Origin of the sequence: Glutamicibacter sp. B1 (genome assembly GCF_039602135.1) — a bacterium.
Classification (GTDB): Bacteria; Actinomycetota; Actinomycetes; order Actinomycetales; family Micrococcaceae; genus Glutamicibacter; species Glutamicibacter ectropisis.
In genome coordinates, this window is record NZ_CP125942.1 from 1,246,914 (window position 1) to 1,263,874 (window position 16,961).

General features: G+C 56.1%; 22 protein-coding genes and 1 other RNA gene. 17 read left to right on the forward strand and 6 right to left on the reverse strand.

What is annotated here, in order from left to right:
- The first annotated feature begins 36 nt into the window (after window positions 1–36).
- The 15 genes from QMQ05_RS05835 to QMQ05_RS05905 all read left to right on the forward strand — a co-directional run bounded on the left by QMQ05_RS05835 (window position 37) and on the right by QMQ05_RS05905 (window position 11,028).
- A complete protein-coding gene (locus QMQ05_RS05835; protein WP_345473770.1) occupies window positions 37–498 on the forward strand; it encodes a hypothetical protein in 462 nt (153 codons plus the stop codon).
- Between the two features lie 75 nt (window positions 499–573).
- A complete protein-coding gene (locus QMQ05_RS05840; RefSeq protein WP_345473772.1) occupies window positions 574–708 on the forward strand; it encodes a hypothetical protein in 135 nt (44 codons plus the stop codon).
- 2 nt (window positions 709–710) lie between these two features.
- Window positions 711–1,649: a hypothetical protein gene (locus tag QMQ05_RS05845; protein WP_345473774.1), complete on the forward strand. Its 939-nt coding sequence runs from the start codon at window positions 711–713 to the stop codon at window positions 1,647–1,649.
- A 9-nt stretch (window positions 1,650–1,658) separates the two neighbouring features.
- Entirely contained in the window at window positions 1,659–1,979 is a 321-nt protein-coding gene (locus tag QMQ05_RS05850) for a hypothetical protein (RefSeq protein ID WP_345473776.1), read from the forward strand.
- Between the two features lie 177 nt (window positions 1,980–2,156).
- A complete protein-coding gene (locus tag QMQ05_RS05855; protein WP_345473778.1) occupies window positions 2,157–3,095 on the forward strand; it encodes a hypothetical protein in 939 nt (312 codons plus the stop codon).
- Window positions 3,096–3,364: 269 nt separating this feature from the next.
- On the forward strand, window positions 3,365–3,784 hold the full coding sequence (locus tag QMQ05_RS05860; protein ID WP_058256869.1) for a TadE family protein: 420 nt from the start codon (window positions 3,365–3,367) through the stop codon (window positions 3,782–3,784).
- On the forward strand, window positions 3,777–4,223 hold the full coding sequence (locus QMQ05_RS05865; protein ID WP_345473782.1) for a hypothetical protein: 447 nt from the start codon (window positions 3,777–3,779) through the stop codon (window positions 4,221–4,223). The genes QMQ05_RS05860 and QMQ05_RS05865 overlap by 8 nt, the downstream gene beginning before the upstream one ends.
- Window positions 4,216–4,671 carry a hypothetical protein gene (locus QMQ05_RS05870; RefSeq protein ID WP_345473785.1) on the forward strand — a complete coding sequence of 152 codons (456 nt, stop codon included), beginning with the start codon at window positions 4,216–4,218 and terminating at the stop codon, window positions 4,669–4,671. The genes QMQ05_RS05865 and QMQ05_RS05870 overlap by 8 nt, the downstream gene beginning before the upstream one ends.
- A 47-nt stretch (window positions 4,672–4,718) precedes the next feature.
- Window positions 4,719–5,834: a peptide chain release factor 2 gene (gene prfB, locus QMQ05_RS05875; RefSeq protein WP_345473786.1), complete on the forward strand. Its 1,116-nt coding sequence runs from the start codon at window positions 4,719–4,721 to the stop codon at window positions 5,832–5,834.
- 280 nt (window positions 5,835–6,114) lie between these two features.
- Entirely contained in the window at window positions 6,115–6,912 is a 798-nt protein-coding gene (gene ftsE, locus QMQ05_RS05880; RefSeq protein WP_058256872.1) for a cell division ATP-binding protein FtsE, read from the forward strand.
- Entirely contained in the window at window positions 6,909–7,823 is a 915-nt protein-coding gene (gene ftsX / locus QMQ05_RS05885; protein WP_058256873.1) for a permease-like cell division protein FtsX, read from the forward strand. Before ftsE ends, ftsX begins: the two co-directional genes overlap by 4 nt.
- Window positions 7,824–7,878: 55 nt before the next feature.
- On the forward strand, window positions 7,879–9,312 hold the full coding sequence (locus QMQ05_RS05890; RefSeq protein ID WP_345473787.1) for a peptidoglycan DD-metalloendopeptidase family protein: 1,434 nt from the start codon (window positions 7,879–7,881) through the stop codon (window positions 9,310–9,312).
- A 54-nt stretch (window positions 9,313–9,366) separates the two neighbouring features.
- Window positions 9,367–9,840 (forward strand): SsrA-binding protein SmpB, encoded by a 474-nt coding sequence (smpB, locus tag QMQ05_RS05895; RefSeq protein ID WP_074439916.1) that lies wholly within the window; start codon window positions 9,367–9,369, stop codon window positions 9,838–9,840.
- Between the two features lie 116 nt (window positions 9,841–9,956).
- Window positions 9,957–10,325, forward strand: a transfer-messenger RNA (tmRNA) gene (ssrA, locus tag QMQ05_RS05900).
- A gap of 229 nt (window positions 10,326–10,554) precedes the next feature.
- Window positions 10,555–11,028, forward strand: a complete 474-nt coding sequence (locus QMQ05_RS05905) for a DUF2568 domain-containing protein (RefSeq protein WP_345473789.1) — start codon at window positions 10,555–10,557, stop codon at window positions 11,026–11,028.
- A gap of 59 nt (window positions 11,029–11,087) precedes the next feature.
- Here the strand turns inward: QMQ05_RS05905 and crcB are convergent, their stop codons facing one another.
- The 6 genes from crcB to aroA are packed head-to-tail and all read right to left on the reverse strand — an operon-like array spanning window position 11,088 to window position 15,707.
- Window positions 11,088–11,471 (reverse strand): fluoride efflux transporter CrcB, encoded by a 384-nt coding sequence (gene crcB, locus QMQ05_RS05910; protein WP_345473791.1) that lies wholly within the window; start codon window positions 11,469–11,471, stop codon window positions 11,088–11,090.
- Window positions 11,471–11,899, reverse strand: coding sequence for a fluoride efflux transporter FluC (locus tag QMQ05_RS05915; protein ID WP_345473793.1), 429 nt, complete (start codon window positions 11,897–11,899; stop codon window positions 11,471–11,473). Before QMQ05_RS05915 ends, crcB begins: the two co-directional genes overlap by 1 nt.
- An 8-nt stretch (window positions 11,900–11,907) precedes the next feature.
- Window positions 11,908–12,519 carry a metal-dependent transcriptional regulator gene (locus tag QMQ05_RS05920; protein ID WP_345473795.1) on the reverse strand — a complete coding sequence of 204 codons (612 nt, stop codon included), beginning with the start codon at window positions 12,517–12,519 and terminating at the stop codon, window positions 11,908–11,910.
- Window positions 12,519–13,322: an inositol monophosphatase family protein gene (locus QMQ05_RS05925; protein ID WP_345473797.1), complete on the reverse strand. Its 804-nt coding sequence runs from the start codon at window positions 13,320–13,322 to the stop codon at window positions 12,519–12,521. The genes QMQ05_RS05920 and QMQ05_RS05925 overlap by 1 nt, the downstream gene beginning before the upstream one ends.
- 13 nt (window positions 13,323–13,335) lie before the next feature.
- Complete coding sequence (gene rsgA / locus QMQ05_RS05930; RefSeq protein ID WP_345473799.1) at window positions 13,336–14,427, reverse strand: ribosome small subunit-dependent GTPase A; 1,092 nt, start codon at window positions 14,425–14,427, stop codon at window positions 13,336–13,338.
- Window positions 14,427–15,707: a 3-phosphoshikimate 1-carboxyvinyltransferase gene (aroA, locus tag QMQ05_RS05935; protein ID WP_345473802.1), complete on the reverse strand. Its 1,281-nt coding sequence runs from the start codon at window positions 15,705–15,707 to the stop codon at window positions 14,427–14,429. Before aroA ends, rsgA begins: the two co-directional genes overlap by 1 nt.
- Before the next feature lie 305 nt (window positions 15,708–16,012).
- Here aroA and QMQ05_RS05940 point away from each other — a divergent pair, with 305 nt between their 5' ends.
- Together QMQ05_RS05940 and rsrA are read left to right on the forward strand one after the other, a co-directional pair.
- Window positions 16,013–16,666, forward strand: a complete 654-nt coding sequence (locus QMQ05_RS05940; RefSeq protein ID WP_074439920.1) for a sigma-70 family RNA polymerase sigma factor — start codon at window positions 16,013–16,015, stop codon at window positions 16,664–16,666.
- Window position 16,667: 1 nt separating this feature from the next.
- Entirely contained in the window at window positions 16,668–16,928 is a 261-nt protein-coding gene (gene rsrA, locus QMQ05_RS05945) for a mycothiol system anti-sigma-R factor (RefSeq protein WP_058256882.1), read from the forward strand.
- Window positions 16,929–16,961 lie beyond the last annotated feature (33 nt).

Consider the following 16,961-nt stretch of genomic DNA (forward strand, 5'->3'; position numbering starts at 1 on the left):
TCTTATTCATGCCGAAATTCTCCCTAGGGGGCGCATGTGCCGATAATTCCTGAGTTCCTTGGCGGACCGAATGGTTGGCTTGGTTATACGGCGGTAATGATCTTGCTGATCGCGTTCTTCTGGAAGCCGGTGAAGGTCATCTGGTCAAGGCTCAAAGAGTTCGCAGCGTTCCTTGACCAATGGAATGGCAAGCCCGAGAAGAAAGACCGATCCGGGCAGATCGTGCAGCATGCCGAGCCTGGTGTGTCAGCACGAATCCTCACCTTGGAGGAGAAGACCGAACGGATTCACCACGAGGTGACACCTAATCATGGTGGTTCGATCAAGGATGCGGTGAAACGCATCGAGGACCGTAGCAATGAGACCGCATACAAACTCGCCGAGACCACGGCAAAACTAGACGAGCACATCGTCATCGCCAAGGAATCCGACAAGGCCCAAGAAAAGCTTGTCGAAGACGTTGGCAAGCTGAAATCGAAGTACGCACCAGAATCCTAAGCCACCCGAGGGTGGCTTTTCTTATGCCCAGGCACTAACGGTGTCTGGGTTTTTTATGCCCGAAAGGAACACATCATGTCTGATCTGAACCCGATGGAAGCCATCGACCAGGAAAAGTACGACGACCCGAACCCGGAGGAAGTCACCGACCCAAACCACCCGGACTATGTCGAACCCGCAGCGGGCATCAAACCGCTAGGAGGTAAGTAACCATGGCGATCTACCGAGGCTATGCAGGCGCCAAGACCTGCACTAAGGGCCCGACCACCGGCGCGAAGGGCGCCATGGCTTGGTTCCTCGCCAAGTACAAGGAACAGGGCGGACGAAACTCTGGTATCTACAACTGCCGTCCCGTGCGCGGCTCCACCCGCACCACCAGCTTGCATGGTGAAGGCCGAGCCTTCGACCTAGGCCTGAAGTGGTACGACAAGATCGAGGTGTTCCAGGAGCTGGCCGAGCAGCTGCGCCTGAACTCGAAGGAATTGGGCATCCAGTGCATCATCTTCAACCGGAAGATCTTCTCCGGCGGCTACAAGTACACCGGCTGGTACAAGTACACCGGCGTGAACCCGCACACCGATCACCTGCACGTCGAGTTCTCCTGGAGGGCTGCTAACCGCAGCGTCGAGGACACCGTGGCCCTGTGGGAGAAGGAGCTGGGCGGCAAGGTCACAGGCGATACGGTGCCCGTGGCGTCGCGTCCGAAGGTCAAGGACCAGTCGCCGGACAACGTTCCTAACGGTTCTACGAACTTCCCCGACAATTATTCCGATCTGAAGATCAACGGCAACTTCAAGTCGTGGGAGATCGGCGCCCTGCAGATCTTGCTGAAGAACGTCATCGGCGGACTCAACAAGCAGTGGGATGGCAAGTTCGAGAAGCTGACCATCACCGACACCATGACGCTGATGCAGCGCAACGGCTACTACCTCAAGACCCCGTTCACTGCCCGTGGTGTCAAGAAGGGCACCCCGCTCAAGAAGGACGGCAAGGCGGGGTACTGGTTCTGGGTCGAGTTCCAGCGCATGCTGGCCGACGACCTGGGCCACCGAGGCAAGGTCTACTACGACACCCGCAAGTGGCGCCTGGACGGCAAGCCGTTGAAGGAAACCGGCAAAGCCATCCAGCGTTGGCTCAACGACAACAACTAAGGAGACACCATGGCTAAGCACGCAGCAGTCACCACCCAGTCCCAGCACCCCTGGCGAGCTACCGTCCGCACGATCCTCGCGGTCATCGTGGCACTGGCCGCCATGGCCCCGTCGATCTACACGGCGGCCACGATGGGCAGCCCAGAAGCAGCTACCGGCGCCGCGGCGCTGGCACTGACCATCGCCGCAGCGGTCACCCGCATCATGGCCCTGCCCGGTGTGGAGGAATTCTTCCAGCGCTTCCTGCCGTGGCTGGCAGCGGGGAGCACAGCCGACGAACCACCTGCAGGTAATGTCGACGTAACCGACTCGGCCACCCTGGACGAATAGCACGAAACCGCCTCATCCTCAAACGAGGGTGGGGCGAATTTCTGTTTAAGTCACATTATGATGAGTCAATCACGTAAGTCGAGAAAGCGCGGTGTGAGCGAGAAGAATTTCGTTCATGCGTTACTTTGTTGGCTATCCTGCCACATGACCAGTGAATAGATAGTGAAGGACAATTAATTGAGCGACAACCCACCGGAACATTTACTCGGCACAAACCAGCATCAACAGGCGAAAGATCTTAGCAAGTACCTGGTCCATATGACATGCAGCGCTAAGTCGTTGGCGGAAATTGTGATAAGTGGTCAAGTGGAGGCTCGAAATCGCTTCGGTATGGGGCGAACTCTCGATATGGTTGCTGCTGAACATCAGTCTGCGTGTTTCACAGAGATGCCTTTGAACGAGTTGGACCGGCTTCGGGACCGGGGGAAATCTTGGGGAATTGCTTTCAAGAAAGAGTTCATTGAGGAAAAAGGGGGACAGCGCATATGGTACCTCGGCAGCGATAGCACACCCTTCGTTGCTCTGAAGTCAATGAAAGATTCAGCAATCGCAGCTAAGGACTGGAAGGACCCGATCTGGAGGGTTACGCCATTCGTTGACAATGTTGATCGCGGTAAGTACGCCTTTGACTGGGAAAGAGAATGGCGAATCGTGGGTGGGCTCCAATTCGATCTGAGCGACGTTATCATGCTTATTGGCTTAGAGGGTGTTGATCCGCTTTTCCACGAAGAATTCAGCTTAGGTGCTCCGTTATATGATCCACGCGACGATTCATATGTGTGGCATGGCGAGACGATACCGTCCCTCGGAGCGAACCTGGAAGCAGTCTTGGAGAAATTTCACCGGGAATATCAAACCCCAGACGAGGCGAGGCTTTCCTATTCCACTGAGCCGGAGGCCGTAGACGGATACTGGTGGCTCGGTTGCGCGACTCGTTACGAGACTGAAGATGCGCTGGCGGATCTTCTGCCTGACGCTCCAACAGAGGTTCATAATGTGCTAAGTGCGCACTTAAACGGGATCAGCCCGAGTTGGGCGCTCCGTGATGAATTCAGTGAGGATCATGAAAGGGGCGAAGGTAACGACGGCAGTGTCGCGTTTGGGACAGTCTTGTAGCTAGCAATCTCACCAGAGCGGATTCCCGCGAGACCACAGATCGCCTTCCGTAGTGGGTAATGCAGAGAATCACGGTGGACCTCGAGTACTAGCAGTCGGAGGCTACTCACATTCATGACCAACACCTAACCGCTAATAGCAATCAGCGCACATTCATACTAATGTCCGCCGTCTTGGTTGCAGCACTCCTAGCAATAGCGGGCCCACGACTACAGGACCTCTTTAATCAAGCGATTGATCGGGTATCAGGGCTCGGATAGAAGACAAACATGTGTTGCGTTGCGAAACGGGGAACGTCGCAGTTTCCGAAGCGGGTATTAACTGAGACCAAAGGATCAGCTGTTGCTGAGTTCGTCATGATCTCGACCTTGTTGGTTCTGATCGCGATGACGTTGATTCAACTCGCTTTGGTTCTGCACGTACGCAACACATTGATCGATGCCGCTTCAAACGGAGCCCATTATGGTGCTCTGGCGAACCGATCAACTGCCGATGCGCAGGACCGCACACGGCTCTTGATCACCGAGAGCCTGCATGCCGGTTTTGCCGGAAATGTCAGCGCTCGATCTGCAACCATAGGTGAGAGTCGCGTGATTACGGTATCCGTAGAAACCCAGGTGCCGTTGATTGGGCTGCTCCCTAACGGCTGGGGTCTGCATGTACAAGGTGAAGCTGTGAAATATGGCTAATCTCCTGAAAGCATTCTTATTAGGTTTGGGAAAGAACGCGCGCGACGAATCCGGAAATGCGATCGTTGAGTTTATTTTCGCAGCGACCGTGCTTCTCATTCCGATGATTTACCTCATTCTCGCCGCCAGTCACCTTCAAGCCGGTAGCTATGCAGTCGTTGGCGCCGCGGATCAGGCAGCCAAGGTTTTTGCCATCGCGGAGACCCCAGCTCAGGCTCACTCCAATGCCGAAGAAGCGGTACGCCGTACGATGAATAATTTTGGCTACACTGGCGCAAAAACTACTATTTCTTGTGATTCCGAGTGCCTCAGTCCTGGAAGCGTCGTGACAGTCACGGTCGAGCTGGACGTACCACTGCCCTTTGTCTCGCAGATGTTTACAGCGTCGGCATTCTCGGTTGACTCCGCAGCTTCTCAAAGAGTTGATCAATTTGGATAACGACACTCAGAACAAGACGTGGGCAAGCTCTGAGGACGGACAATCACTGGTGCTTGCGATTGGTCTCTGTGCGATCACCTTGTTGACGATTTCTGTGGTTCTCGCGGTGAGTGCGGTTAACCTGAAAGCACGCCAGTTACTGTCCATTGCTGACGGGGCAGTGGTCGCAGCGGTCGATGAATTCGAATTCGTAGCCAACGGGCCAAACCCTCGAATTGAGTTGAACGAACATCGTGTAACGCAAGCAGTAGGAAAGTATCTATCAGACGTCGGAGCGACTAACCGAATTGATAATTTGAAGATTTCTTCGGTGACCATTCGGTCGGATGGTCAGGGCGCGAACCTCAAACTTTCCGGAACTGTACAACCTCCGATCGTTGGTTGGATTGTGCCGGATGGAATTCCGATCTCCGTAAACTCCACAGCACAGACGGTGCTGAGCAGGTGATAGTCGAATCAAGGATTACCGCCTAAATGACGTAGTCTTAGATGACCATGGCTAAAACTGACTTCTCTGCTGAAATCCGCACCCTGCGCTCAACTTTCGCTGCAATTGAAGATGTAAGCGATGTTGATCAGATCAAAGCTGACATTGCAACGCTCTCCGAAGAAGCAGGAGCTCCTGACCTGTGGGATGACCCTGCCGCGGCACAGATTGTCACGAGTAAGCTTTCCTACCGCCAGTCGGAACTTGAACGACTTACTAAACTCAAGACCCGAATTGACGATCTAGAAGTACTTGTCGAATTGGCCGAGCTTGAAGATGATGAAGAGACTCTGCAAGAAGCAGATAAAGAGCTAGTCAGTATCCATAAGGCTCTCGACGATCTAGAGATTGTCACCTTGCTTAACGGCGAATTCGATTCACGTGGTGCTGTGGTGACAATTCGTTCCGGCGCGGGTGGTGTCGATGCTGCAGATTTTGCAGAGATGCTACTGCGTATGTATTTGCGTTGGGCAGAGAAGCGTGGCTACAAGGCGACCGTGATGGATACGTCGTACGCAGAAGAAGCTGGGCTGAAATCGGCAACCTTCGAGATCGAAGAGCCTTACGCTTTTGGTACCTTGTCTGTGGAAGCTGGAACCCACCGTCTCGTGCGAATTTCGCCATTCGACAACCAGGGACGTCGCCAAACGTCGTTTGCAGCTGTGGAAGTCGTTCCGCTCATTGAACAAACAGACAGCATCGAAATCCCGGAATCTGAAATTCGTGTGGATGTGTTCCGTTCCTCGGGTCCCGGTGGGCAGAGCGTGAATACTACTGACTCAGCCGTTCGCATGACCCACATTCCTACCGGTGTTGTTGTTTCCATGCAGAATGAAAAGTCGCAGATCCAGAACCGAGCCGCAGCGCTTCGTGTTTTGCAGTCGAGACTTCTCCTTTTGAAAAAGGAGCAAGAAGACGCGCAAAAGAAGGAACTTGCCGGTGATGTGAAGGCTTCATGGGGCGACCAGATGCGTTCCTATGTCCTTAATCCTTATCAAATGGTCAAGGACCTGCGCACTGAACATGAAGTAGGAAATACTCAGGCAGTGCTCGACGGTGAAATCGACGATTTCATTGATGCAGGAATCCGTTGGCGTGCAGGCCAACGCCGTCCAAACAAATAGCGGATATCTCGAATACCTCTCGAGTTGGCAGGACTTGCCACAACCAGTGTAAGTATCGTCACCCTGGTCTCGGGACAATGGCCGATGACCTCAGGTCATGCATGAACTCGGTGATTTCTCTTGGCTGTGTGTATCGAATGAATATGGCAACACGCCTAAGATTTCGGCTGGTTCGGCAGGTTGCACCGATAGTGTGTGGATCATTGGCGCATCTATTGACGTTTGATCTCGAGATAGGTATTCGTGGGTCGCGCCCCGACGAAAACTAGCGATTGAAGACATGATTAAATTCGAAAACGTCTCGATGGTTTATGAGCCACGACAGCAGAATGCTGCCTTGGACGATATAAACATCGAGATCAACCGCGGCGAATTCGCCTTCTTAGTCGGCGAATCCGGGTCCGGTAAGTCGACCTTCCTTAGCTTGGTGCTACGCGAAAAACGGTCCACAGATGGAGCCGTTTACGTTGCTGGCCAAAATCTGAACCGAATCCCCGGTCGTCGCGTGCCAAAACTACGTCGAGATATCGGATTCGTTTTCCAGGACTTCCGCCTCTTGCGCGAACGTACAGTTTTTGACAACGTCGCCTTCGCAATGGAGGTGATCGGAGCCTCACGAGCGCAAATTCGTGAGCGCGTTCCAGATGCATTGAAACTGGTCGGACTCGAAGACAAGGCCCGTCGTAAACCAACCGAGCTCTCCGGTGGTGAGCAACAGCGCGTTGGTATTGCACGTGCCATTGTGAACAAGCCATCGATCCTGCTGGCCGATGAACCTACTGGCAACCTTGACCGCAAGAACAGCATCGAAGTAATGAACGTGCTGAACCGAATTAATCAGAATGGGACAACCGTTTTGATGGCCACGCACGCCCACGAACTTGTCAGTGAATACCGTCATCGCGTCATTGAGCTGCAGCGCGGACAAGTTATCCGCGATGAGATTGAAGGTCAGTACACGCCTATGACCACCGTGGTGAACCAAGATGGTTCCCGCGAGCTGCTTGTTGGTGATTCGGCCGTAGAACACGTTGAAGAATCACAGGTTACTGAGGACCAGAAAGATGAGGACCAGTGAGACTAGGATTTATCCTCCGCGAAGCGGCGAAGGGCCTGCGACAGAATGTCGTCATGGTCGTTTCAGTCGTACTGGTGACTTTCGTTTCGCTAACGTTTGTGGGTGCCTCTATTCTTCTGCAACTGCAGATTAATCAGATGAAGGGCTACTGGTATGACCGTATGGAGGTAGCCATCTACCTCTGTGACGACACCAGCTCTTCACCAAACTGTGGCGGAAACAGCGTTACTGATGCACAGCGAGAAAACATCGAAAAGACCCTAAAGTCTGATCAACTCGCACCGTACATCAAGGAATACGCTTACGAGTCTAAAGATCAGGCCTATAAGAACTTCTTGGATCAGTACAAGAACTCTTCCCTGGTTGATCAGATCACTGCAGACCAGTTACCTGAGTCCTTCCGCGTTGCACTAGTTGACCCCGAGAAGTATCCGGTAATCAATGAAGCCTTCTCGACTGTCGACGGAGTAGATTCCGTTATCGACCAGCGTGACCTTCTAGAAAAGGTCTTCCAGCTGGTGCGTGTTGCCTCCGCTGCAGCAGCCGTAGTGGCAATCGTCATGATCGTATGTGCAGTCTTGCTGACCGGAACTACGATCCAGCTTTCGGCAATGCATCGAAGGTTGGAAACGACCATCATGAGACTGGTGGGTGCCTCTAAAGCGACGATTCAGTTGCCCTTCATTATTGAAGGTGTGATCGCCTCGCTGATTGGTGGGCTGCTAGCTTCGGGGACTCTGTGGTTGCTGCTTAAGTTCCTTGTCGAAGACAAACTTGCTAGCGAGAATGTCGGTGTGGCATTCATTTCCACCGGTGAAGTTTGGCTTGTTGCGCCTGTCCTCTTGATAATTGGTATCGTTTTGGCCACAATTTCATCAGTGGTAACGTTGAAGCGTTACCTGAAGGTTTAGCCGAATCGTTATCTTCGGTCTATCTGATGCTCGACAAAACTCTCTAAGGAGTCACATGCTGTCCAAAGCAGTGCGTAGTAAGTTCTTGCGCGCCACCCTCGGTGGCGCCATGGCACTGGCTTTAACTTTGCCAGCTGGAATTGTCGCAGCTGATGAGCTGGATGATAAGAAAGCCCAAGTTGAGAGCAATATCAACGATCTTGAGCAAGACATGGAGTTCTTGGACGCTGATATTCAGGCGACTGATCAGAAGTTGCGTGACCAACAGGCTCAGGTACCTGCTGCGGAACAGGCTCTCGCGGATGCGCAGAGCCGTGTGGCCAATGCTCAAGCGGCCGTCGCTGATTTGAACGACCGGCTAATTGCAGCTCAGGGAACTCGCGATCAGGTCGCTGCAGAAATTGAAGCCAATGCCAAGAAGATTTCTGAGGCCAAGGAAGCCATGGCTTCTATTGCTTCGGAAGCCTACAAGCGCGGTGGAGTTTCTAGCGGGCTGGACATGATCCTCAATATGGATTCAGCCACCGAAATTGCCGACGGTCTTGACCTGGCAAACCGTGCGATGGAATCCCAAAGCGCCACCTACAATAACTTGGCCCAAGAACAGGCAAACAATGAGAACAATAAAGTTCGACTTGATGCCGTTGAGAAGGAAATTTCTTCTCTAAAGTCACAGGCCGAGGATGCGCTGGCTCAGGAACAAGCTGCTCGTAATCAGGCGCAGGACGCAAAGAATGAACTCGATGCACTGGTTGCTAGCACCGAAAAGCTCGGAGCTGAACTTGAAGCCAAGAAGCCACAGATTCAACAAAAGCTAGCTTCGCAGCAGAAGGAATACGCGCAGGTTCAGGCCGATATCAAGGAACGCCAAGAGCGTTTGTTGCGGGAGGAAGCTGAGCGCAAGCGTAAGGCCGCAGAAGCCGAGGCAAAGCGTAAGGCAGCCTACGAGGCTGAGCAGAAACGTCTTGCCGAAGAAGCAGCTGCAAAGAAAAAGACGTACAAGAAAAAGGCCTACGTTCCTACAACCACTGAGACGCCCAAGGCGAGTACCTCCAGCGGTTCAAGCGCGTGGGGCCTGGTCAAGCCTACGACCAGCAACAATCTGACTTCAAGCTTTGGCTGGCGTCCAACCCCTGCTGGAACGATTGATTACGGTGGACAGGGCGGATATGTCCACGCAGGTATCGACTGGGGCTTTGGCGGCCAGTGTGGTGCGCCAATTACCGCTGCGGCCGACGGTGAAGTATGGACGGCCGGTTGGGGTGGTACCGCCGGAAACAAGGTACTCATTTCTCATGGTGTTGTTAATGGCAAAGCATTGGCGACCGGATACCACCACATGTCACGCGTAGCAGTGAGCGTGGGACAGCACGTCAAGCAGGGTCAAGTTATCGGCTATGTTGGCACCACCGGTAACTCCACAGGTTGCCACCTGCACTTCGAAACGATTGTCAACGGCACGGCCGTGAACCCATTGGGACTTCTCTAGCGCTAGACTTGTAGTCTGCGTGCGAGAATCCGTACGCGACATGCAAGGAGTAACGTGGCTAAGAAGAACCAAGAAGATCGGGTGATCGCGAGCAACCGCAAGGCGCGCCACGATTTTGAAATTCTCGATACCTTCGAAGCTGGCATGGTCCTCACTGGCACCGAAGTAAAGTCATTACGCGAAGGTAAAGCCTCGCTGGTTGACGGTTTCGGCCAGTTCTACCGTGGTGAGCTTTATATCGAGAACGTCTACATCCCTGAGTACCTCAATGGATCGTGGACCAATCACGCGGCACGTAGGCGTCGTAAGCTCTTGTTGCACCGTCAAGAACTGCTCAAGATCGAGCGCAAAATTAGCGAAGCTGGACTTACAGTTGTCCCGCTGAGCCTGTACTTCAAGTCGGGCCGCGCCAAAATTGAGATCGGTGTTGCTCGCGGTAAGCGCGAGTACGACAAGCGCCAGACCTTGCGCGAACAACAGGATAACCGCGAGGCGTTGCGAGCGATGCGTGAGCGCAATCGCAGATAGTTCGGATTTAGTTGTGGCGCATCTGACTTTGGGGGATAACCCGTCGGTGCGCTATGATTGATAGACACGCTTTTAGCGTGGTTGCACCCGGGAAACCGGGACTGACAACAAAATACGGGGATGATCGGTTTCGACGGTGTGAGTCGCGACAGATGAAGCGGGCCGAGGACGCAAAGTTATCTCGTTAACGCTCTTTGCAAACCAATAAGTGCCGAATCAAAGCGCACTGACTTCGCTCTCGCTGCCTAAGCAGCCAGACAGTCCGTTAGCCAGAGGTTGCTATCGCCTCTGATCCTAACGTCATTTAGATAGCCACTGTATCTGGCGGTTGTTGCCGCTGTCGGATACATATTTAGGCAACTGTGCCCGGATCAACCACATGTTTGCGTGATGGTTGGGGCAGAGAAATTCCGCAGCAAACTGCGCCCGGAGAAGACCTGGCAACACCACATCGGACGGGAGTTCAATTCTCCCCATCTCCACATTTTGAAGCTCTGGAACTAGGGACAACCTGGTTCCAGAGCTTTTTTGTTGCTAGGACGCTGAACAAGGTATAACGGACGCGAATTGATGGCGACACAGTTCACGCTGGCTAAACACTTCTAGAATTTCGCGAGCCTATTCGCGGCTTTGAGGATTTACACATAGACTTGAAATGAAAGCCGGAGATTACTGGTCGGTTGACTGTGCGGAATTGGAGTGAGATTAAAGTCGATGGGTAAAAAGAGCTCCCAGCGGGTATCGCCGTTCCTTTCTGGCATCTACGCAGTGGTTGCTTTTTTGCTTGAAGTGGGACTGCTATTCGCAGCTGCGCTGGCAGCGATCGCCTTCATTCCTTGGCCCACGATCTTAGCCATACTTACTGTCGTCATCCCGTTATTGGTTATTTGGGCCATTTTCTTCTCGCCCAAAGCCGTGGTAAAACTGCGTTTGCGCACTCGAATCTTGCTGATTCATCTCATCTACTTGGCCGGTGCCTACGTCTTGTGGCTCAGCGTCGACCATAGTTTTTACGCTCAATCACAGATCTGGGCCATTGCCATGCTCTGCCTGACCGGAATCAGTGCCATCCTGGTCTTGGCCACCGGCGGTTTTGTGGTGCCGCATGATCGAACGCCTAAACCCATCAAACGCGCGCCAAACCGTCAAGCAACCGGAGCCCCCAAAGGGCGTCGCGCAGCACGCTAAAAGAAATTCCAAAGCCCAGCCAAAGAGCTGGGCTTCTCGTTTTAATGACCTACGGCGCTTCAGAGCATCGTGGCGAGCAGGAAACCGATGTAGGCGGCCAAGATCGCCGTAATGAGTGTGCCAAAGGCCGTGGCCAGGCTGGCGAGCGGGCGACCAGCGCGCAAGAGGCGCACCGTATCAAAACTGGCAGTGGAGAACGTGGTGTAGCCACCGAGCACCCCGGTTCCCACCGCTAGTAGCCAAGTTTGGTCCATTCCGGTGCCTGTCAGCAAGCCGGTGAAAAATCCTAGGGCGAGAGAGCCTGAGACGTTGATCGTCATGGTTCCCCAAGGAAGCAGGCCGCCGCTTCGAGCGGAGATGAACGTGTCCAGCGCGAAGCGCATCACTGCGCCTAGGCCACCGCACAGTGCAACAATCACAAAGAGCATCGGAGTCATGAGCATTATTTCCCGCCCTGAGGATCAGTACGGGTCCTGGCGCCTACGAGCATGCCGCACCAGGTTGCCAAAGCACCGAATAATACGGTGCCCAGCGCATAAAGTAGACCGGTTTTTGCGTCACCTTGGGTGAGAAGCAACATTGTGTCGGTCGCCAGCGCACTATAGGTGGTGAATCCGCCCATGAACCCGGTGCCAAGCAGTAACCGCAATTTTTTACGTCGACTATTTTCCGGGCCCCGGGTAGCAAGGGACGTAAGCAGCCAACCCAGGGCGAACGCTCCGCAGAGGTTGATCAGCAAGATGGCCAGCGGCAACGACCCTTCGCGCGGCAGGGCCAAGCTCACCGCTAGCCTCGTGGCGGTTCCAACGCTGGCCCCCGCGAACACCAAGAGGATTTCGCTTCGGCGCACGGTAAATTTCTTGATTGGCATCGGGCGGATCACTTCGAATTAGCGTTGCGGACCCAGATCAGTGAGGCCTCGATGAAATTTAGTTGGTGGGGGAGCCTGATGAGGGCTCCGGGCACTAAGCCTTGGATCGCAGCACGGCGCAGGAACTCGGGGTCCTCATCGCTAATGCGATCGATAATGGCGCAATCGCCACTAAAGCGGTCCAGGCGGATCGCCTCGGAAACCGGTAGGGTGCCATCGGCGCTTGGGATCGCATCCCCGTGCGGGTCGTGCTGGGGGTGGCCAAGGCGGGCATCCAGCGCATTAATAAAGCGGTCAGAGACGGTGTGTTCCAGGGCCTCGGCCTCATCGTGCACTTCGTCCCAGCCATAGCCGAGCTCATCGCGCAGAAAAGTCTCAATCAGCCGGTGCCGGCGGACCATGCGCAAAGCTTCGCGGCGCCCGCTGGGGCTGAGTGCCACGGTTTTGCGCGGCACATGGTTCACCAGCCCCTTGCCGGCCAATTTCTGGATCATGGAGGTCACCGAGGCAGGGGAGAGCCCCAATTGGTCGGCCAATACGCCCGTGCTGACCTCGGTATCGTCCCATTCAGTGAGCGTGTAGAGCGCCTTGAGGTAGTCTTCTTCGCTGGTGGTTAACATCAGCGATTGAGGTAGGGGAGGATCACGTCGTGCAGCTTGCCGTTGCTGGCGAGTGCATTGCCCCCGTGGCAGCCTTCAACACCGGATACCGAGGTAAATCGGCCGCCGGCTTCGCGGACCACCGGTACCAGGGCCGCCATGTCGTAGAGTTCCAGTTCAGGTTCGAACGCCGCGTCCACGGCGCCTTCTGCCAGTAGCGCGTAGGAGTAAAAGTCCCCATAGCCGCGGGTGCGCCAGGCGGTATCCAAGAGCTCTAGGAAGCCCTCAAGTTTCCCGGCCTCCTTCCAACCACTTAGCGAAGCGTAGGCCAAGGAAGAATCGGCAAGTTCGGTGACACTGGATACCGAAATCTTGCGGGTGGCTCGTTCACCGCCCGTTCCGGTGGGTTCACTGACGTAGGCGCCCAAACCGGTGGCAGCATGCCAGCGTCGACCCAGTGCAGGGGCAGAAATAACGCCTAGCACCGGCTCGTCATCCACCAACAGCGCGATGAGTGTGGCCCAAACAGGGACACGGCGCACAAAGTTTTTGGTCCCGTCGATCGGGTCAATCACCCAGCGCCGCGATCCGCTACCGTGCACACCGAATTCCTCACCGAGCACCGAATCCTGGGGGCGGTGTTCAGCCAGTTCGGCCAAGATCAATTGCTCGGCCCCACGATCGGCATCCGACACCGGGGTCATATCCGGTTTGGATTCGACGACCAAATCGTTGGAACCATAGCGGGCTAGGGTCAACTGGTCGACCTTGTCGGCGAGGGTCAAAGCGAAGTCGAGATCTTGCTCAAGGGTGAAATCTGCCATGGTGTTCTGGCGCTTAGAGGGCGCCGAGCTCCTTTTCGTGCGTGGTTTGCTCGGTCGTGACCAACCGGCGGTATGAGGCCAGGCGATCGGCGGCCTGAGGGGTGGGGGCCTCCTGGGCCCAGGCTTCCAACGCACATCCCGCTTCCCCCACGGCGTGGGTACAACCGCGCGGGCAATTGGTCGCGATTTCTGCCAGGTCTTCGAAGGCGGCCAGAATGTTATCGGGATCCACCAATCCCAGGCCGAAGGATCGAATACCGGGGGTATCAATGAGCCAGGACCCGGGGATATCTCCCAGTCGCAGGGCCAGCGCATTGGAGGAGGTGTGGCGTCCGCGTCCGGTGACCGCGTTGACGTGCCCGGTGGCACGGGTGGAACCGGTCAGCGCGTTCACTAGGGTTGATTTCCCTACCCCGGAGTGTCCGAGGACGACCGAAACACTGCCGGCCAGCAGCTCGGTGAGCTCCTCCAGTGCGTTCGCATCCAGCCGGGCACTAGATCCGTCGGCACCCCGGGCATCAACTCCCGAAGCATCTTGCGTTGTGGTGCGCGAAATGACCACGGGGAAATCTAGCCCCTCGTAGTGCCTCAGGAAATCTGCCGGGTCCTTCACATCGGCCTTGGTCACGCACAGCACCGGCTGAATGCCGGCATCGTAGGCGGCGACCAGGGCACGGTCCACAAAACCGGTGCGTGGTTCGGGGTTGGCGGCCGCGACCACGATGACCAGCTTGTCCACGTTGGCGACCACCACGCGCTCGGTGGCGTCGGTGTCATCGGCGCTACGCCGCAAGAGGGTCTTGCGCTCCTGAATGCGCACCAAGCGGGCGAGCGTATCGGGCTTGCCCGAGGTATCACCGACCAGGCCGACCAGATCGCCCGGGACAATCGCCTGGCGGCGCAGTTCGCGGGCCCGCGCGGCGATCACCAGGCGTTCGGTGCTGGTGTCCTCATCGAGGATGGCGGTGTATCGGCCACGATCGACGGTGATGATTCGGCCGATCTGGGCCTTGTCGTACGCCGGACGATCTTTGGTGCGGGGGCGTGATCCGCGCTTATTCGGGCGAACCCGGACCGAGGACTCGTCGTACTCTGAGTAACGCATTAGCCGCGGGCCTTCGCGGTGGAGGCCATGTCAGCCCATAATTGGGGGAACTGCGGCATGGTTTTGGCGGTGGTAGCAATATTTTCCACGCGGATTCCTTCGATGGCCAGTCCCAGCAGTGCGCCGGCGGTGGCCATGCGGTGGTCCTCGTAACTGTGAATATCGGCGGCGCGCAGTTCGGCTGGGGTAATTTCCAAGCTGTCCGCGGTGGCCACCACCTGCACACCGACCTTGTTCAGTTCGGTTTCTAGAGCGGCAAGGCGATCGGTTTCATGCCCGCGCAGGTGCCCGATCCCGGTCAGCTTGCTCGGCGAATCCGCTAACGCGCACAGGGCAGCCAGAGTTGGAGCCAGCTCGGAAGCGTCCGCGTAGTTGATGCCGTGGATTTTTCCGGTACCGCGCACGGTGAGTACCGCATCATCGCCGTGGTGCACCTCGGCACCCATCTGGCTTAGGATCTGCACCCATTTTCCGCCGACCTGGGTGGTGGTCGTTGGCCAGTGGCGAATGCCGACGCTGCCATCGCTGGCCAAGGCAGCAGCCAAAAACGGCCCGGCATTGGACAGATCCGGTTCTACCGTTACGGTGAAGCCGGCTAGGGCTCCGGGGGCCACCTTCCAGCCGCGCCCGTCTTCGTCCACCGTGATCTTCACGCCCAGTTCGCGCAGGGTCTGCACGGTCATCATGATGTGATCGGGCGAGGCCACCGGGCCGTTGGCGGCGCGTAGCGTGAGGCCACCTGGCAGTGCGTGTCCCACCAACAGCAGGGCGGAAATGAATTGGGAGCTACCCGATGCGTCGATGACTACCTGTTCGCCGGAGCGCAAGGCGCTGGCGTCCATGGTGAAGGGCAGCATGCCAGGTTCTTGCGCGTACTCGATGTTCGCGCCCAAGGTTTCTAGCGCATCCAGTACCGGGGCCATGGGACGCAGTCGAGCGGCCGGATCGCCGTCAAATTTCACCGTAGCTCCGGCCACCGCCGCCAGCGGTGGAACAAAACGCATCACCGTGCCGGCCAAACCGCACTGAACCTCCAGCGGCCCGCGGGCCAGTTCGGCGGCAGGGGTGACGTGCACGGTGGTGGACCCATCGGAGCACTCAACGCGTTCGATTCCTACACCAAATGCTGCGAGGGCGTCGAGCATCAGTTCGGTGTCACGACTGATCAGGGTGTTATGGATGGTGGAGGGCGAGGAGGCAAGGGCCGCCAGGATCAGATACCGGTTGGTCAGCGACTTGGAAGCGGGCACCGAAACGATGGCATCAACACCGGTGCGCACAAAAGGTGCCGACCACCAGTTCTCGTGAGTGTTCGACTGATCGGACTGGGGGATTCCGGAGGCGCTTGCAGTGTTGATTGCTGATCCTTAGGCTCGTGCGGTTTTAGTTAAATCCTAGCCGAGATCGGTGCGGGAATAAGGTTTTAGCTCCTGTGGTTATACCCAGTGTGACGATCAGACAGGATACTTCAACGGCCGGCGGCACCACCTGCGTGGTGGAAGATGAGCCGCGCGGCACTCGTAGCGTTAGCCGATCGCGGCCGAAATCGCGCAATAGCGTCGGTGACCGCGTAGACTCGGGCGTGATGAACAACAAGAGTGTGGACGAGAATTTGCCCGATGTGGCCACCGAGTCCGAGGCACAGCGTCGCGAACGGTTTGAACGCGATGCCATGGAGTATGTGGACCAGCTGTATTCGGCGGCCCTGCGCATGGCCCGTAACCCGACCGACGCGGAGGATCTGGTGCAGGAGGCCTACACCAAGGCGTACTCGGCCTTCCACCAGTACAAGCCGGGGACCAACCTGAAGGCCTGGCTGTATCGGATCCTGACCAATACCTATATCAACCTGTACCGCAAGCGCCAGCGTGAGCCACTGCGCACCAGCACCGACACCGTCGAGGACTGGCAGATGGCTTCGGCCATGGAGCATTCGCCCACTGGTTTGCGTTCTGCTGAGGTCGAGGCGTTGGATCACCTACCTGATTCGGATGTGAAGGCTGCCTTGCAGGCGATCGGCGAAGACTTCCGGATGGCGGTGTACTTCGTGGATGTTGAAGGCTTCAGCTACAAGGAAGCCAGCGACATCTTGGGCGTGCCCATTGGTACCGTCATGTCGCGTTTGCACCGTGGACGTAAAAACTTGAGGGAACTGCTCGCCGATTATGCAGCAGATCGTGGGATAGCCACCGGGACTCGCACCAAGAGCTCGGCCAAGGCTGATGGAGGAGCGAAATAAGATGGATTGCAATTCATTGGGTGATTGCGCCGATGACCGCATCGTCCGCATCTATGAGTACCTCGACGGTGCCCTGACGCTGGGCGATCTCAAAGAGGTCAAGTCGCATTTGGAAGGCTGCCCGGAGTGCACCGAAGAGTACGATCTGGAGTGCATCATCCGCTCGGTCGTGCGTCGTAGCTGCCAAGAGCAGGCACCACAGACGCTGAAGGCGAATATTATCGCCCGAATCTCGCAGATTCGTGTGGAGTCTGGCCACTAGGAGCCAAGCACCAAAACCAAAGAGAAACCCCGT

What these genes read in the sequence shown, in the direction of transcription:
- QMQ05_RS05920 (WP_345473795.1), bottom strand. Translation starts at nt 12,519, where the DNA reads ATGTTAACCACCAGCGAAGAAGACTACCTCAAGGCGCTCTACACGCTC.
- QMQ05_RS05845 (WP_345473774.1), top strand. Translation starts at nt 711, where the DNA reads ATGGCGATCTACCGAGGCTATGCAGGCGCCAAGACCTGCACTAAGGGC.
- QMQ05_RS05925 (WP_345473797.1), bottom strand. Translation starts at nt 13,322, where the DNA reads ATGGCAGATTTCACCCTTGAGCAAGATCTCGACTTCGCTTTGACCCTC.
- QMQ05_RS05940 (WP_074439920.1), top strand. Translation starts at nt 16,013, where the DNA reads ATGAACAACAAGAGTGTGGACGAGAATTTGCCCGATGTGGCCACCGAG.
- QMQ05_RS05905 (WP_345473789.1), top strand. Translation starts at nt 10,555, where the DNA reads ATGGGTAAAAAGAGCTCCCAGCGGGTATCGCCGTTCCTTTCTGGCATC.
- crcB (WP_345473791.1), bottom strand. Translation starts at nt 11,471, where the DNA reads ATGCTCATGACTCCGATGCTCTTTGTGATTGTTGCACTGTGCGGTGGC.
- ftsE (WP_058256872.1), top strand. Translation starts at nt 6,115, where the DNA reads ATGATTAAATTCGAAAACGTCTCGATGGTTTATGAGCCACGACAGCAG.
- rsrA (WP_058256882.1), top strand. Translation starts at nt 16,668, where the DNA reads ATGGATTGCAATTCATTGGGTGATTGCGCCGATGACCGCATCGTCCGC.
- rsgA (WP_345473799.1), bottom strand. Translation starts at nt 14,427, where the DNA reads ATGCGTTACTCAGAGTACGACGAGTCCTCGGTCCGGGTTCGCCCGAAT.
- QMQ05_RS05860 (WP_058256869.1), top strand. Translation starts at nt 3,365, where the DNA reads ATGTGTTGCGTTGCGAAACGGGGAACGTCGCAGTTTCCGAAGCGGGTA.
- QMQ05_RS05890 (WP_345473787.1), top strand. Translation starts at nt 7,879, where the DNA reads ATGCTGTCCAAAGCAGTGCGTAGTAAGTTCTTGCGCGCCACCCTCGGT.
- QMQ05_RS05850 (WP_345473776.1), top strand. Translation starts at nt 1,659, where the DNA reads ATGGCTAAGCACGCAGCAGTCACCACCCAGTCCCAGCACCCCTGGCGA.
- QMQ05_RS05915 (WP_345473793.1), bottom strand. Translation starts at nt 11,899, where the DNA reads ATGCCAATCAAGAAATTTACCGTGCGCCGAAGCGAAATCCTCTTGGTG.
- prfB (WP_345473786.1), top strand. Translation starts at nt 4,719, where the DNA reads ATGGCTAAAACTGACTTCTCTGCTGAAATCCGCACCCTGCGCTCAACT.
- QMQ05_RS05865 (WP_345473782.1), top strand. Translation starts at nt 3,777, where the DNA reads ATGGCTAATCTCCTGAAAGCATTCTTATTAGGTTTGGGAAAGAACGCG.
- QMQ05_RS05840 (WP_345473772.1), top strand. Translation starts at nt 574, where the DNA reads ATGTCTGATCTGAACCCGATGGAAGCCATCGACCAGGAAAAGTACGAC.